This is a genomic window from Burkholderia sp. ABCPW 111, from assembly GCF_000773065.1.
Lineage (GTDB): Bacteria > Pseudomonadota > Gammaproteobacteria > Burkholderiales > Burkholderiaceae > Burkholderia > Burkholderia savannae.
Genome location: NZ_JPWT01000134.1, coordinates 1 through 15,077 on the forward strand (window position 1 = coordinate 1; position 15,077 = coordinate 15,077).

The 15,077-nt window shown below is 69.3% G+C and carries 15 protein-coding genes; 2 read left to right on the forward strand and 13 right to left on the reverse strand.

Annotated elements, in window-relative coordinates; genetic code table 11:
• Positions 1-277: 277 nt before the first annotated feature.
• The 3 genes from lipA to X946_RS28935 all read right to left on the reverse strand — a co-directional run bounded on the left by lipA (position 278) and on the right by X946_RS28935 (position 2,452).
• A complete protein-coding gene (lipA, locus tag X946_RS28925; protein ID WP_038755296.1) occupies positions 278-1,273 on the reverse strand; it encodes a lipoyl synthase in 996 nt (331 codons plus the stop codon).
• The gene (gene lipB / locus X946_RS28930; RefSeq protein WP_052145227.1) at positions 1,266-2,039 is read right to left on the reverse strand and encodes a lipoyl(octanoyl) transferase LipB; all 774 of its coding nucleotides are present in this window, start codon (positions 2,037-2,039) and stop codon (positions 1,266-1,268) included. The genes lipA and lipB overlap by 8 nt, the downstream gene beginning before the upstream one ends.
• Positions 2,040-2,125: 86 nt before the next feature.
• On the reverse strand, positions 2,126-2,452 hold the full coding sequence (locus X946_RS28935) for a DUF2917 domain-containing protein (RefSeq protein ID WP_038755298.1): 327 nt from the start codon (positions 2,450-2,452) through the stop codon (positions 2,126-2,128).
• 101 nt (positions 2,453-2,553) lie between these two features.
• On the opposite strand from X946_RS28935, the gene X946_RS28940 reads away from it, so the two are divergent.
• Entirely contained in the window at positions 2,554-3,519 is a 966-nt protein-coding gene (locus X946_RS28940) for a transcriptional regulator GcvA (RefSeq protein WP_038755299.1), read from the forward strand.
• Between the two features lie 10 nt (positions 3,520-3,529).
• Here X946_RS28940 and X946_RS28945 read toward each other — a convergent pair whose 3' ends face one another.
• From X946_RS28945 to X946_RS28995, 10 genes are all read right to left on the reverse strand, one after another.
• Positions 3,530-3,838: an HP0495 family protein gene (locus X946_RS28945; protein WP_009893214.1), complete on the reverse strand. Its 309-nt coding sequence runs from the start codon at positions 3,836-3,838 to the stop codon at positions 3,530-3,532.
• Positions 3,839-3,868: 30 nt separating this feature from the next.
• Positions 3,869-4,780, reverse strand: coding sequence for a D-amino acid aminotransferase (locus X946_RS28950; protein ID WP_038755300.1), 912 nt, complete (start codon positions 4,778-4,780; stop codon positions 3,869-3,871).
• An 82-nt stretch (positions 4,781-4,862) separates the two neighbouring features.
• Positions 4,863-6,173 carry a D-alanyl-D-alanine carboxypeptidase family protein gene (locus tag X946_RS28955; protein WP_038755301.1) on the reverse strand — a complete coding sequence of 437 codons (1,311 nt, stop codon included), beginning with the start codon at positions 6,171-6,173 and terminating at the stop codon, positions 4,863-4,865.
• Between the two features lie 382 nt (positions 6,174-6,555).
• Complete coding sequence (locus X946_RS28965) at positions 6,556-7,200, reverse strand: alpha/beta hydrolase (RefSeq protein WP_038755302.1); 645 nt, start codon at positions 7,198-7,200, stop codon at positions 6,556-6,558.
• Positions 7,201-7,235: 35 nt separating this feature from the next.
• Positions 7,236-7,553, reverse strand: coding sequence for a (2Fe-2S) ferredoxin domain-containing protein (locus X946_RS28970; protein ID WP_038755308.1), 318 nt, complete (start codon positions 7,551-7,553; stop codon positions 7,236-7,238).
• A gap of 91 nt (positions 7,554-7,644) precedes the next feature.
• The gene (locus X946_RS28975) at positions 7,645-8,856 is read right to left on the reverse strand and encodes a VanZ family protein (protein WP_200886468.1); all 1,212 of its coding nucleotides are present in this window, start codon (positions 8,854-8,856) and stop codon (positions 7,645-7,647) included.
• 31 nt (positions 8,857-8,887) lie between these two features.
• On the reverse strand, positions 8,888-9,526 hold the full coding sequence (locus X946_RS28980) for an ABC-type transport auxiliary lipoprotein family protein (RefSeq protein ID WP_038755310.1): 639 nt from the start codon (positions 9,524-9,526) through the stop codon (positions 8,888-8,890).
• 18 nt (positions 9,527-9,544) lie between these two features.
• The gene (locus X946_RS28985; protein WP_038755303.1) at positions 9,545-10,474 is read right to left on the reverse strand and encodes an MlaD family protein; all 930 of its coding nucleotides are present in this window, start codon (positions 10,472-10,474) and stop codon (positions 9,545-9,547) included.
• Between the two features lie 23 nt (positions 10,475-10,497).
• Positions 10,498-11,340, reverse strand: coding sequence for an ABC transporter ATP-binding protein (locus X946_RS28990; RefSeq protein WP_038755304.1), 843 nt, complete (start codon positions 11,338-11,340; stop codon positions 10,498-10,500).
• Positions 11,337-12,461 carry an MlaE family ABC transporter permease gene (locus X946_RS28995; protein WP_038755306.1) on the reverse strand — a complete coding sequence of 375 codons (1,125 nt, stop codon included), beginning with the start codon at positions 12,459-12,461 and terminating at the stop codon, positions 11,337-11,339. The genes X946_RS28990 and X946_RS28995 overlap by 4 nt, the downstream gene beginning before the upstream one ends.
• A 311-nt stretch (positions 12,462-12,772) precedes the next feature.
• On the opposite strand from X946_RS28995, the gene X946_RS29000 reads away from it, so the two are divergent.
• On the forward strand, positions 12,773-14,836 hold the full coding sequence (locus X946_RS29000; protein ID WP_038755307.1) for a bifunctional 2',3'-cyclic-nucleotide 2'-phosphodiesterase/3'-nucleotidase: 2,064 nt from the start codon (positions 12,773-12,775) through the stop codon (positions 14,834-14,836).
• The last annotated feature ends 241 nt before the right edge of the window (positions 14,837-15,077 follow it).

Below are 15,077 nucleotides of genomic sequence, written 5' to 3' on the forward strand. Positions count from 1 at the left end.
GGCGGTTGGCGGTTGGCGGTTGGCGGTTGGCGGTTGGCGGTTGGCGGTTGGCGGTCGGCGGTCGGCGGTCGGCGGTCGGCGGTCGGCGGTCGGCGGTCGGGTCGGCGGTCGGGTCGGCGGTCGGCGGTCGGCAATCGCCAGTCGCCAGTCGCCAGTCGCCAGTCGCCAGTCGCCAGTCGCGCAAGCATAAAAAAACCCGCAGCCTTCGCCGCGGGTTTTCTTCATCCGGCCGCCGAACCACCGTCACTCGGTGCGGCGGCCCGCCAGCCCGCCGGGATCAAACCACCCCGGCGCCATGCGCCTGCAGATCGGCGTGATAGCTCGAGCGCACCATCGCGCCGACGGCCGCGTGCGTGAAGCCCATCTTGTACGCCTCTTCCTCGTACATCTTGAACGTGTCCGGATGCACGTACTCGCGCACCGGCAGGTGGTGATCGGACGGCTGCAGGTACTGGCCGATCGTCAGCATGTCGACGTCGTGCGCGCGCAGGTCGCGCATCACCTGCAGGATCTCGTCGGCCGTCTCGCCGAGGCCGACCATCAGGCCCGACTTCGTCGCGACGTCCGGATGCAGCGCCTTGAAATCCTTCAGGAGCTTCAGCGAATGCGCATAGTCCGAGCCGGGGCGCGCTTCCTTGTACAGACGCGGCACCGTTTCGAGGTTGTGGTTCATCACGTCGGGCGGCGCGGCGTTCAGGATCGCGAGCGCGCGGTCGAGGCGGCCGCGGAAGTCCGGCGTCAGGATTTCGATGCGCGTTTGCGGCGACTGCTCGCGCACCTCGCGGATGCACTCGACGAAGTGGCCCGCGCCGCCGTCGCGCAGGTCGTCGCGGTCGACGCTCGTGATCACGACGTACTTGAGCTTGAGCGCGGCGATCGTGCGCGCGAGGTTCTTCGGCTCGTCGGCGTCGAGCGGATCGGGCCGGCCGTGGCCGACGTCGCAGAACGGGCAGCGGCGCGTGCACTTGTCGCCCATGATCATGAACGTCGCGGTGCCCTTGCCGAAGCACTCGCCGATGTTCGGGCAGCTCGCTTCCTCGCACACGGTATGCAGGTTGTGCTCGCGCAGGATCGTCTTGATCTCGGAAAAGCGCGAGCTGCCGGTAGCCGCCTTCACGCGAATCCAGTCGGGCTTCTTGAGCTTCTCGATCGGGACGATCTTGATCGGAATGCGCGCGGTCTTCGCCTGCGCCTTCTGCTTGGCGGTCGGATCGTATGCGGATGCGGATGCGGCCGGTTCGGCGGGTGCGGGAGTAGCGGTAAGGTCAGTCATTCGATTGTTCCAGTGCCTGCTGCGGCGATGCGGCGGCCGCGGTTGCGCCGTCGAGGTTGGCGATCAGACGGCGCACGAGCGTCCGTGAGACTTCGTGCCAGTCGGCGGTCGCGCCGAGGCTTGCCATGTCGACCGTTTCGAGCCCCGCGTAGCCGCACGGGTTGATCGCGAGAAACGGGCGCAGATCCATCTTCACGTTCACGCTCAGCCCGTGATAGCTGCAGCCGTTGCGAATCTTGAGGCCGAGCGCAGCGATCTTCGCGCCCCGATGCGGCCCCGATTCCACGTAGATCCCGGGCGCGCCGGCCCTGCGGACCGACGCGAGATTATACGCCGCGAGCGTCTCGATCACGGCCTCCTCGATCCGCGTGACGAGGGTGCGCACCATCAGCTTGCGCCGCCTCAAGTCGACGAGCAGATAAGCGACGATTTGCCCCGGGCCGTGGTAGGTGATCTGTCCGCCGCGGTCGACCTTCACGAGCGGCACGCCGCTGTCGGCGACGAGCAGGTGCGCGGGGTTGCCGGCCTGGCCGAGCGTGTAGACGGGCGGATGCTCGACCACCCAGATTTCGTCGTCGGTGTCCGGCGTGCGCGCGTCGGTGAACGAGCGCATCGCGTCGAAGCACGCTTCGTACGGCGTCTCGCCGAGCCAGCGGACCGTGACGGGCAGCGCGGACGATGGGCGGGCGCAGGCAGACGCGGCGGCGTCGGGCGCGGGGGGGGCGTCGGAGGCGGGAGGCACGATGGAAACCGGCGAGGCTGACATGGGCGGTAGTTTACCGAAAACCCATGCCCCTCGCCGGTGCCCGATTGAGACCGGCCGCGCGGCGGCGCGCGCCGGGCGGAGAATGCTCAGACCGTGCGCCACCCGTCGCGAAAGAGCGCGGCGAACCGCGCCGCGAGCCGCAACAGGCCGGACACGGCTGCCTGCTGCGGCGGCACGGCGATCGAGAACGACACGCACGCGCTCGCCGCGCCGTCGGCGCTCAGCCACAGGCGCTCGCCGCGCCGCAGCTTCAGCGTCTCGCCCGGAGACAGGAAATAATCGGCGATGTCGTTGCTGCGCGTCGCCCACACGGGCGCGCCGCGCACCGCAAGCCGCGTGCTGCGCGCGACCTTCATCGACACCGTTTCGCCGGGCTGGATCTCGAACGTGATGCTTGAAGAAATCTCTCTCATGACAGCCTCCGCCAAAAATGCTCCAGTGGCTACAATCGTAGTGTGCATAAGGCTTTGCACAAAACGATCGATTTTCACGTGCTTGTGAGAAAAACTAACCGATGAGCGTCCGTCAACTGCCGATGCTGAACGCGCTGCGCGTGTTCGAAGCCGCCGCGCGGCACGAGAGCTTCTCGCGCGCGGCCGACGAGCTGTCCGTCACGCACGGCGCGGTCAGCCACCAGATGCGCGCGCTCGAAGCGGAGCTCGGCGTGCCATTGTTCGCGCGGCACGGCAAGCGGCTCACGCTGACGGACGCGGGCGGCCGCTACGCGCAGCAGGTGCGCGCCGCGCTGACGCTCCTCGCCGACGCGACCCGCGACATCCGCGCGACCGACCGCGACAAGCGGCTCATCGTGTCGACGCTGCCGTCGTTCGCCGCGCGCTGGATCACGCCGCGGATCGGCCCGTTCATCGAGCGGCATCCGGAAATCGATCTCGAATTGCGGGCGAGCGATGCGCTTGTCGACTTCGCGCGCGACGACGTCGACGTCGCGATCCGCTTCGGCTACGGCGTCTATCCGGGGCTGTACGTCGAGCCGCTCCTCGACGAGACGTTTTTTCCCGTCTGCGCGCCGGCGCTCAACGGCGGCGTGCTGCCCGAGACGCCCGCCGATCTCGTGCGCTACCCGCTGCTGCGCTCGGACGACGAGCTGTGGCGGCCGTGGTTCGACGCGGCGGGCCTCGACACGCTGACGGAGCCGAAGCGCGGCGTGCTGTATCAGGATTCGTCGAATCTGCTGCAAGCGGCGATCGACGGCCAGGGCATCGCGCTCGTGCGGCGCTCGCTCGCGGTGCCGGAGGTGGCGGCGGGAAGGATCGTGCGGCTGTTCGACATCGCGGGGCCGAGCCCGTGGCACTACTTCTTCGTGTGCCCGCCGTCGCTCGCGCAAACGCCGCGCGTGCAGGCGTTCCGGACGTGGCTGCTGGAGGAAATCGCGCGCTTCAAGGTGCTGTGCGCGACGCAGGAGGCGCAGCACGCGGCGGCCTACGCGGCCGCGCGTGCGCAAAGAAGGGAAAGGGACTAGCGGCCGGCCGTCACAGGACGACCTTCACCATCGGGTGGCCCGTCAGCGCGCGGTAGATGTTGTCGAGCTGCTCCTGGCTCGTCGCGCGCACGGTGATCGTGAGGCCCGTGTAGTTGCCGCCGCTCGACGCGCGCTCCTCGATCTTCTCGAGATCGATCTCGTTGTCGTGGACGCTCACGACCTTGAAGATCGTGTCCTTGAATTCCGGATGCGCGCGGCCCATCACCTTGATCGGGAAGTCGCACGGAAATTCGAGCAGCGTTTCCTTGGGCGTCGCGATTTCGCCCGTCAGCTCGACGGTCTTGTTCGGTTCGGTCATGTCGTTCTCCACGCGTCGGCGGCGGCCCGCTCAGACGCTTTCCATCTCGCGCGCCTTCGCGCGCTGGTACGCGGCGTACAGCGCCTCGAACACCGGCCCCGGCCGGCCGCCCTGCACGGGCAGATCGTCGAGCAGGGTCACGGGCAGGATTTCCTTCGTCGCCGACGTGAGCAGGATCTCGTCGGCCGCGCGCAGCTCCGCCTCGTTGATGTCGCGCGCGACGAAGCGTATCCCGCATTCGTCGGCGAGCTCCTCGACGAGCGAGTAGCGAATCCCTTCGAGGATCTTGTTGCTGCGCGGCGGCGCGATCAGCTCGCCGTTCTTCACGATCCACACGTTCGACGACGAGCCTTCCGTCACGTTGCCGTCGCGCAGCTGGATCGTCTCGATCGCGTCGTGCTCCGCCGCGTGCTGCGCCATCAGCACGTTGCCGAGCAGCGACACCGATTTGATGTCGCAATGCAGCCACCGGCGGTCCTCGGCCGTCACGCAGCGCACGCCCTGCGCGCGCTGCGCGTCGGTCGGCAGCGCGAGCGGGCTCACCATCGCGAACACCGTCGGCACCGCGTTCGCCGGAAACGCGTGGCCGCGCTTCGCGACGCCGCGCGTCACCTGAATGTAGACGATCGCGTGCTGGCCGTCGCCGAGCGCCGCCGCGTTCGCGTCGACGAGCTGCGCGACGAGCGCGCGCCAGCCCGCCTCGTCGTGCGGATCGGCGATGCCGATCTTCTTCAGGCTGCGCGCGAGCCGCGCGAGATGCTGCGCGATCCGGAACGGCGCGCGGCGCGCGCCGTCCGCGTAGATCGGCACGACTTCGTACACGCCGTCGCCGAAGATGAAGCCGCGGTCGAGCACCGGCACGCGCGCTTCGGCGAGCGGCACCAGCGCTTCCTGCGATGCGATGCTCAGATAGACGATCGGTTCGATGTCGGCTTGACTCATGACGTTCAACGGCGGTGGAAATCGTGACGGGCAGGGTTGCCTGCGGGCCGGGTTCGCCCCGGCCCGCAGGCATGCGGACAGCTTACTTCTTTTTGCTGAACATCAGCAGGATCGAATCCCAGATGCGGCCGAAGAGGCCCGCTTCCGGCACCGGCTGCAGCGCGACGACCGGGAATTCCGCGACCGTCTTGCCGTCGGCGACGAGCTTCACCGAGCCGACCGCCTGGCCGTCCGCGAGCGGCGCGATGAGCGGCGCGTTCAGCGCGACTTCCGGCTTCACCTTGTCCGCCAGGCCGCGCGGCACGGTGATGAACTGATCCTTCTTCACGCCGACCTGCACGTTGTTGCTCTTGCCCTTGTAGACGCGCGGCGTGTCGATCGGCTGGCCGGCCTTGTACAGGCGCACCGAATCGAACGCGGTGTAGCCGTAGTTCAGCATCTTCATGCTGTCCTGCACGCGGTCGCTTTCCTTCGTCTCGCCCATCATCACGGTGACGAGGCGGCGCGTCGCGTCGGCCGCGCCCGGCAGCGAGCGCTTCGCCGACGCGATCAGGCAGTAGCCCGCCGCCTGCGTGTGGCCGGTCTTCAGGCCGTCGACGGTCGGATCGAGCCACAGCAGGCGGTTGCGGTTCGGCTGCTTGATGTTGTTGTACGCGAATTCCTTCACCGAGAAGATGCTGTAGTAGTCGGGATAATCGCGGATCAGGTGCGTCGACAGCTTCGCGAGGTCGCCCGCCGTCGTGTAGTGGTTCGGGTCGGGCATCCCGTTCACGTCGGCGAAGTGCGTGTTCGCCATCCCGAGGCGCTGCGCCTCGGCGTTCATCATGTTGACGAACTGCGCCTCGCTGCCGCCGACGAGCTCGGCGAGCGCGATCGCGGCGTCGTTGCCCGACTGGATGATCATCCCGTAGACGAGGTCGTGCACGCTGACGGGCTTGTTCGCCTCGATGAACATCCGCGACTCGTCGCGGCCGACGCGGCGCACCGCCTCGCTCGGCGTGACGATCTGCTCCATCGTGATCTTCTTCGCGTCGAGCGCCTCGAACACGAGGTACGCCGTCATCAGCTTGGTGAGCGACGCCGGCTCGACGCGCTCGTCGGCGTTGCCCGATGCGAGCACCTGATTGCTCGACGCGTCGACGAGCACCCACGAGCGCGCGTTCACGCCGGGCGGCGGCACCGCGCCCGGCACGTACGTGGCGGGCGCGCCCGTCGGCGCGGCGGCGGGCGCGGCGGCCGCGTGCTTCGCCTTCGCGGCGGGCTTGGCCTGCGCGACGGCGATCGTCGACACGAGCGCGGCGGGCAGCACGACGCCGAGCGCGACGTTACGCGCGGCGACGGCAATGGCGGTGGAGGAAGCGAGTGACGTGAGGCCGAGGGAAGACAGACGCATATCGATTCAGGCTGATGGCAGAAATGTGCAGCGCGCACGGGGCGCGCGGTTGAAAGGCCGGGCGGCGGCGTTCCTGCGGCATTTCTGGGAAGGAAGGCTCGCGAAACGCGCCGATTGGACAGGCGGCGGCGCAATCGGTTCGCAGAGCGAAAAGCGGCGCGGCGGCCTGCACGGCGCATCGGACGTCCGTGCGGACGGGCCGACGCAAATCCCGGCCATTATACGGAACTTCGCCGCGGCGCTTTTCGGGATTGGGGAGCTTGCCGCGCGGCGAGCGGTGTGATGCGGTTGCGCCGGGCCGGCCTATCGGGCGAGCGCCGGCCGGCTGACGGGCGATCGCCGCCGGCGCGAGCGACGATCGCGGCGCGCGTCAGCGTCAGCGTCAGCGCCACGCGCCGACGACGACGCGCTTCAGGATATGCAGCTTGCGATGGAAGAAATGCTCGGCGCCCGGAATCACGACGACGGGCAGCTCCTGCGGCCGCGCCCAATCATAGACCGACGCGATCGGCACCGTGTCGTCGTTCTCGCCGTGGATCACGATCGTATCCTCCGGCACGTCGGCGACCTGCCAACGGCTCGCCGCCGTGCCGACGAACACCATCCGCTCGATCGCCTGTCCGGCGTCGCGCAGCCGCTTGCCGACGTGCGACAGCACGAACGTGCCGAACGAGAAGCCCGCGAGCACGATCGGCAGATCCGCGTGCCCGGGCAGCGCGCGCATGTGCGCGAGCACCGCGAGCAGATCGTCGACTTCGCCGACGCCGTCGTCGTGCTCGCCTTGCGTCGCGCCGACGCCGCGAAAATTCGAGCGGATCACCGCGTAGTTCAACTGGACGAAGATGCGCGCGAGCGTCTGCGCGACCTTGTTGTCCATCGTGCCGCCGAAGAGCGGATGCGGATGCGCGACGAGCGCGATCCCGCGGGGCGCGGCCGAGCCGTCGCGCACGGCGTCGGGCAGGTCGATCGCGATCTCGATGTGGCCGACGGGGCCGGCAATCAGGGATTTCTGGGTGTAGGCGTTCATGCTGCTGCGTGCGGGGCGATTCGAAAAAACGGGGCTCAGATTCTCAGGCGCTCGACGACCTGGCCGTCGCGCAGATGCGATTCGACGATCTCGTCGATGTCGTTCTTGTCGACGTACGTGTACCAGGTGCCCTCCGGATAGACGACGATGACGGGGCCTTCCTCGCAGCGGTCGAGGCAGCCCGCCTTGTTGACGCGCACCTTGCCCGCGCCCGCGAGGCCGAGCTCCTTGACGCGCTTCTTCGCGTACTCCTGCATGTCCTGCGCGCCGCAGTTCGCGCAGCTCGGGCGCTCGGCGCCCTTTTCGCGCTGGTTCAGGCAGAAGAAGACGTGGTGTTGGTAGTAGGGTTCCATGATGTGGCTCATTGCGTGCGGGCGCCGCGTGAGCGACCGGCGTTATCGGACAGAAGCGATCGGACGGATTCGGCAGGCGAGTCGTGGCCGATTATAGCGACCGGCGCCGTTTGCCGCTGACGCCGCGCGCGGCGCGCGACGCGCGCCTCGCGAGCCACGCGCGTTCCGCGCGGCCGGCGAGCCAGACGAGCGCCGCATAGGGCCAAATCCACGCGAGCCAGCGCGCGATGCTGTTGAAGTGCACGTAGCGGCCCTGCTGCCAGCCGGACAGCGCGAAATCGAAGAACGGATTGACGGGCAGCACGTTGACGAGCGCGAGCGCGACGGCGAGCGCCGCCGCGGCGAGCGACGCGCGCCACGCGCCCGGCAGCCGCAGCGCGACGAGCGCGGCGGCGAGCCCCGCCGCGATGCCGCGCAGCGCGCCGGGGCTCGCCCAGTCGAACACGAGGCCCGTGTGCGACTGCATGAAGGTCGCGGCCGCCTTCAGCGCGAGCGCGAACGCGGTGAAGCCGACGACGAGCCGCACGCGCGGCGCGCGCTCGCGCATCGCGAGCGACGCAACCGCGAGCGACGCGAACAGGCCGAGCGCGGCGAGCAGCGTTTCCCACGCGGAATCGGACAGCAGGCCGTCGAGCCGGTCCGGCCACGCGGGCAGATTCCAAGCGTTCGGCGCCCATGCGAGGAGCGCGCCGCGCATCGACACGTCGGCGCTCTCCCAGAGCTCGCTCGGCCAATCGCCGATGCCGAACAGGAACGGCGACGGAAACAGGATCGCGCCTGCCCACAGCGCGGCGAGAAAGAGCGGCGCCGACGCATCGCGCTCGAACCACGCGAAGCGCACGCGCCGCACGGCGCCGCGCTCGATCAGCGCGGTCGCGGCGGGCGCGGCCGCCGCCGCGCCGACGAGCGCGCCGAGCGCATTCGCCGCGAGATCGAGGTTCGACGACACGCGCGTCGGCAGATAGGTCTGCAACGCCTCCATCGCGCCCGACAGCAGCGCGCCCGACAGCATCGCGACGAGCACGGCCGGCACGCCGCGCAGCGGATAGAGCGCGAGCACCGCGAGCGCGCCGAACGGCAGATAGCCGATCACGTTGGTGACGACGTCGAACGCGGTCAGATAGCGCGGCAGCGGCGCGAGCAGATAGTCGAACGGGCCGATGCCGAGCGAGCGCCAGCCCGTGAACGGATAGAGCGACGCATAGACGACGAGCGCCGCGTAGACGGCGAACGCCTGACGCGCGAGCGTCGAATGGCGGCGCTGCCGGCGCGCGGCGGGGGTCATCTCGGCGGCGCCGCGCACGGCGCGGCAAGCGCGGCGTGCGCGGCGGCGTTCATGGCGCGGCGGCGTACGCCTGGACGCCGAGCCACGCGACGAGCTGCGCGACGAGATCGTCGCTCGCCGCGGCAAGCGCCTGCGCGCCGCCCGCCGCATCCGGCGTGCTCGCCGGCGCGCGCGACACGAACGTGCGCTGGCCGAGCACCCTGCCTTCCTGCGTGAGCGTCGCGCGCGCGGTGACGGCCGCGTGGCTCTCCGAGCGGCCGTCGAACACCTGCTCGAACTCGGACAGCTCGACCTTCAGCACGGGCGCGCGCACGCTGTCCTCGCCCTCGAGCACCGCGCCGCGCCGCGACAGCGCGCCGCGCAGCCGCTGCGTCAGCAGTTGCGCGGGCGGCGCCGTCCATTTGCTGTCGCGGTAGACGGCGATCCGCTGCGCGTCCGAATACGCGAGCCGATAGACGAAGCGCTCCGAGTTGAGCGCGTCGGGCGCGCTCACGTCGAGCACCTTGAGCGCGGGCGCCGTGCCCGCCGTCGCGGCCGGCTGCGCCGGACCGAGATCGTAGCGGATGTTCGAGAGCGCGGCGGGCGTTCCCGCGCAGCCGCTCAGGCTCGCGATCGCGAGCGCCGCGGCGAGCGCGAGCGCCGGGCGGCCGCGGCGGAGGAAAAAACCTGACGTGTAGTGTGCGTGCATCGCGAATTCCAAGAAAACTTACTGGGCGGGCGCGGCGCCCGGCCACATGAATCCCGACTCGCCCGGACCGGGCTCGGCCGCCGGCGTGCCGAACAGCAGGCTGCGCGGATTGCGGCCGACGTCGCCCGCGACATCCTTCAGCGTGCGCGATGCGTCGCCGACGTTCGTCGCGAGCGCGTTGAAGCGCGGCAGCGTGTCGTAGCGCACGCGCGCGCTCAGCTCGGCGAGCGTGTCGTTCATCGACACGAGCGCCTGCCCCGCGCGGTTCAGGTTCGCGACGAGCGGCCCGCCCGGCGCGACGAGCGCGTCCGCCGATTCGAGCGCGTGGTTCACGTGCGCCATCGTCTGCGGCATTTGCGCGAGCGCGGGCTCGACCTGCTTCGACAATTGGGTGACGCCGTCGGCCGCGTGCTGCATGCTCGCCGCGGTCGCCTTCAACTGGTCGCGCATCTCGGGCGACAGCATCTCGTTGACGCTCTTCGCGGCGATCTCCATCTGCTTGAGCAGCACGTCGCCGCGCTGCTGGAGCTGGTCGAACAGACTCGGGCGCATCGGAATCTGCGCGACCGTCTTCGCCGACGTCGGCAGCGGCGCCTGATCGGCGCCCGTGTCGTCGAGCTGCACGAACGCGATGCCCGTCACGCCCTGGAAGCCGAGGCTGCCGAACGTCGAGCGCGTGATCGGCGCGTTCGTGTCGACGAGAATGCGGATCACGATCTCGCCCGGATGCCCGCGGTCGAAGTTGATCGACTGCACCTTGCCGACGTCGAGCCCGCGATAGCGGACGGCCGCGTCGGGAAAGAGCCCGGTCACGCTCGAGCGCGACACGAGATCGTAAGGCACGCGCACCGTCCGATCGACGTTGAACCAATAGACCGCCCCGACGATCGCGAGCAGCAGCCCGATCGTGAAGAGGCCGGCCCAGAACGCGTGTGATTTGTTTTCCATGCTGGGGTTCCCTCGTGTTCGTACTAAAGCTCGACGTCCGAAGGCGCCGGTTCGAGCGCCGCCTTCGGCAGGCGCGCGCGCCGCGCGGGCGGCAGCGCCTGCAGCGCGCGGCGTCCGCGCCGGCCGAGAAAGTATTCGCGGATGAACGGATGATCGACGCCCGCCGCGTCTTCGACGGGCGCGGCGACGAGCACCTTGCGCTCCGCGATCACCGCGACGCGCGTCGACAGCGCGACCATCGTATCGAGATCGTGCGTGATCATCACGACGGTCAGGCCGAGCGTGCGATGCAGCGTCGCGATCAGCTCGACGAACTCGTCGGACGCGCCGGGATCGAGCCCCGCCGTCGGCTCGTCGAGGAACAGCAGCTCGGGCTCGAGCGCGATCGCGCGCGCGATCCCGACCCGCTTGACCATCCCGCCCGACAGCGCGGCCGGCATCTTCGACGCGTGCTTGCACGGCAGCCCGACCATCTCGAGCTTGAGCATCACGATGTCGTGCAGCAGATCCTCCGGCACGCGGCCGAGCTCGCGCAGCGGCTGCGCGACGTTGTCGAACACGGTCAGCGACGAGAACAGCGCGCCGTGCTGGAACAGCATGCCCGAGCGGCTGCGCATCACGCGCGCGGTGTCGGCGTCGATCTTCGACGTGTCCTGGCCGAACACCTCGATCGTGCCGGAGCTCGGCCGCTCGAGGCCGAGGATCTGCCGCACGAGCGTCGTCTTGCCCGAGCCCGAGCCGCCGACGATCGACACGATCTCGCCCGCGCGCACGTCGAAATCCAGATGCTCGTGGACGACGTTGCGCCCGTAGCGCTTCGTCAGGTCGCGCACCTCGATCACGAAATCGTCGTCGCGCGTGTTCATCCGAGCCCCACGTTCTGGAAGAGGATCGCGAACACCGCATCGGCGAGGATCACGACCGTGATCGACGTGACGACGGAAGTCGTCGTCCCTTCGCCGAGGCTCTGCGAATTCGCCTTGATCCGGAAGCCGAAGTGGCACGCGACGAGCGCGATCAGCATCCCGAACACGACGCCCTTGCCGAGCCCGATGAACACGTTCGCGATCGGCACGACGGACGGCAGCGAGCGCACGAAGAAGTTCAGGTCGATGCCGAGCACGAACTTCGCGGCGAGCGCGCCGCCCGCGAGCGCGATGATGTTGGTCCACATCACGAGCAGCGGCATCGCGACGCCGAGCGCGAGCACGCGCGGCAGCGTGATCCGCAGGCCGTGCGGAATGCCCATCACGCGCATCGCGTCGAGCTCCTCCGTCACGCGCATCACGCCGATCTGCGCGGTGATCGCGGAGCCCGAGCGGCCCGCGACGAGGATCGCCGACAGCACCGGCCCGAGCTCGCGAATCACCGAGAGGCCGAGGATGTTGACGATGTAGCGGTTCGCGCCGAAGAGCTGCAGCTGCTGCGCGGACAGATACGACAGCACGATGCCGATCAGGAACGCGACGAGCGCCGTGATCGGCAGCGCCTTCGCGCCCGCCGCGTAGACGTTCGCGGAGATCTCGGTCCACGGCATCGTGCGCGGCCGGCGCAGCACCGACAGCAGATCGACGATCAGGCCGCCGAGCAGCGCGATGCCGCCGTACAGGTGTTCGCCGAACGTGAAGAGGCCCTGGCCGAAGCGCGTGACCGGATCGATCCGCACGACGGGCTCGGGCGCCTCGCGGCTCTCGTCGAGCCGTTCGATGCGCTCGAACACGGTCCGCTGATTGTCGGTGAGCGCGATCCCGGCGGGCAGCTTGCGGCCCCACACGCGCCAGAGCGCCTGGCCGCCGACGTGGTCGAGCCGGTCGACGCCGGACAGATCCCACGCGCCGACCGGCTCCTTCGCGAGCCGTGCGATGCGGCGCGCGACGTTGCCGCGGTCGCGCGCGAGCGCGAGCGCCGTCCACTGGCCGGACAGGCGCACGGTCGAACCTTGGCTGCCGGCATCGACCGACAGGCCGGGAGGTGTCTGGAAGTCCAAAGGGCGATTTCGCAAAACGGTGACAGAGGCCATTGTAGCGAACCGCTTCGCCGCGCGAAGTCTCGTTTCGCCCGCGCGCGCGGCGCGGCCGGGCGTCGCGCGCGCACGCGGCGCGCGGCCCGCGCCGGCCGCTCCCGCGCCGCGCAAGCTTCCGGTATGCTTTCCGCGCGCCTTCCGGTTGGCCGTCCAAGCGCTTTCATTCTTCGATCACGTTTCCTTTCGATACTCTCACGCGCTGGATGCCAGGCCGCCGGCGCATGCGCCGCTCACGCCATCCCCGGCTCAACGGAAACAGAACAGGAACAATCCCGATGCCCTTCCCCTCGCGTTTTCGCCGGCGGCTCTCGGCCGCCGCCCTCGTCGCATGCGCGGCGCTCGTCGCCGGCTGCAACGATGACGTCGATTCGACGCCGCCCGCCTCGTCCGGCGCGCCCACGCCCGCCGGCGCGAAGGCCACGCTCGCCGTGCTCGAGACGACCGATCTGCACACGAACGTGCTGTCGTACGATTACTTCAAGCTCGCCGCCGACAAGTCGCTCGGCTTCGAACGCGTCGCGACGCTGATCGCGCAGGCGCGCGCGCAGTATCCGAACACGCTCCTCCTCGACAACGGCGACACGATCCAGGGCACGGCGCTCGCCGATTATCAGGCGCTCGTGAAACCCGTGCCGTGCGGCAGCGCGCTCGCGATCTACAAGGTGATGAACGCGGCGAAATTCGACGGCGGCGGCATCGGCAATCACGAATTCAACTACGGGCTGCCGTACCTGTCGCAGGTGACGGGCAACACGTTCGCCGTCGACGGCCTGCCCGACCCGGCGCAGCAGAAGAAATGCGCGGGCCCGAACTTCCCGCAGGTGCTCGCGAACGTGATCAGCGCGAAGACGAACGCGCCGCTCTTCACGCCGTACGCGATCCTCACGAAGACCGTCGCCGCGACGGCGCCGGACGGCCGCGCGATCACGGCGCCCGTGAAGATCGGCATCATCGGCTTCACGCCGCCCGCGATCATGAGCTGGGACAAGCGCTGGCTCGACGGCAAGGTCTACACGACGGGCCTGAAGGAAGCGGCCGAGAAGTACATCCCCGAAATGCGCGCGAAGGGCGCGGACCTCGTCGTCGCGATCTCGCACGGCGGCCTCGACAACTCGCCGTATTCGCCGACGATGGAAAACGGCAGCTGGTGGCTGTCCACCGTGCCCGGCATCGACGCGATGCTGATCGGCCACTCCCACCAGGTGTTCCCGGACGCGGCGAGCACGATCGCGCAGTTCAACCTGCCGGGCGTCGACAAGGCGAAGGGCACGGTCAACGGCGTGCCCACCGTGATGGCGAACTACTGGGGCAAGCATCTCGGCGTGATCAAGCTCGGCCTCGCATTCGACGGCAAGAAGTGGAGCGTCGACCCATCGCAGACGACCGTCGAGGCGCGCTCGATCCAGAATCCGGACAAGAGCTATGTCGACGCGGACCCGTCCGTCGCCGCGGCGATCGCGGCCGAGCATCAGGCGACGATCGATTACGTGAAGACGCCGATCGGCGGCACCGACTACCGGATGACCAGCTATTTCGCGGACGTCGGCGACCCGGGCGCGATCCAGATCGTCAACGAGGCGCAGGCCGACTACGTCGCGAGCTACGTCGCGGCGAACCTGCCGCAGTACGCGTCGCTGCCGGTGCTGTCGGTGAGCGCGCCGTTCAAGAGCGGCTTCGGCGGCGGCACGGACTTCACCGACGTCGCGGCGGGCGCGCTCGCGATCAACAACGCGGCCGATCTCTATCTGTACCCGAACACCGTCTACGCGGTGAAGGTGAGCGGCGCCGACATCAGGAACTGGCTCGAGACCGCGGCGAAGCGCTTCAACACGATCGATCCGACGAAGGCGACCGCGCAGAAGCTCGTGAGCAGCTTCCCCGGCTACAACTTCGACATGTTCACGTCCGCCGATCTGCGCTACGAGATCGACGTGACGCAGGCGGTGGGCAGCCGGATCAGGAACCTGACTTACAAAGGCGCGCCGATCGATCCGAACGCGCAGTTCATCGTCGCGACGAACAATTATCGCGCGAGCGGCGGCGGCAACTTCCCGGGCCTCGACGGCAGCAAGACGATCTTCGCGTCGCCCGACGCGAACCGCGACGTGCTGATCGCGTACATCAAGAAGCGCGGCCAGCTCACGCGCGCGGCCGACGGCATGCAGCGGAGCTGGCGCTTCACGAAGCTCGCGGGGTCGGTCGCGCACGTGCAGTTCGCGTCGGCGCCGAACCTCGTCGCGCTCGCGAACGCGGCAGGCGTCGCGGGCATCACGCAGATCGCGGCCGACGATGGCTCCGGCAAGGGACTCGCGACCTACGAGATTGATCTGACGCAATGACGAAGCGCGAGGGGCGGGACGGGCGCGGACCGGGACGGGCGCGAAGCAGCCGACGGCGGCCGCGATTCGCGCGGCCGCGACACGCGAATCGTGCGGCTTGCCGCTTGCCGCTTGCGGCTTGCGGCTCGCGGCTCGCGGCTCGCGGCTCGCGGTTCGCGGTTCGCGGTTCGCGGTTCGCGGTTCGCGGTTCGCGGTTCGCGGTTCGCGGTTCGCGGTTCGCGGTTCGCGGTTCGCGGTTCGC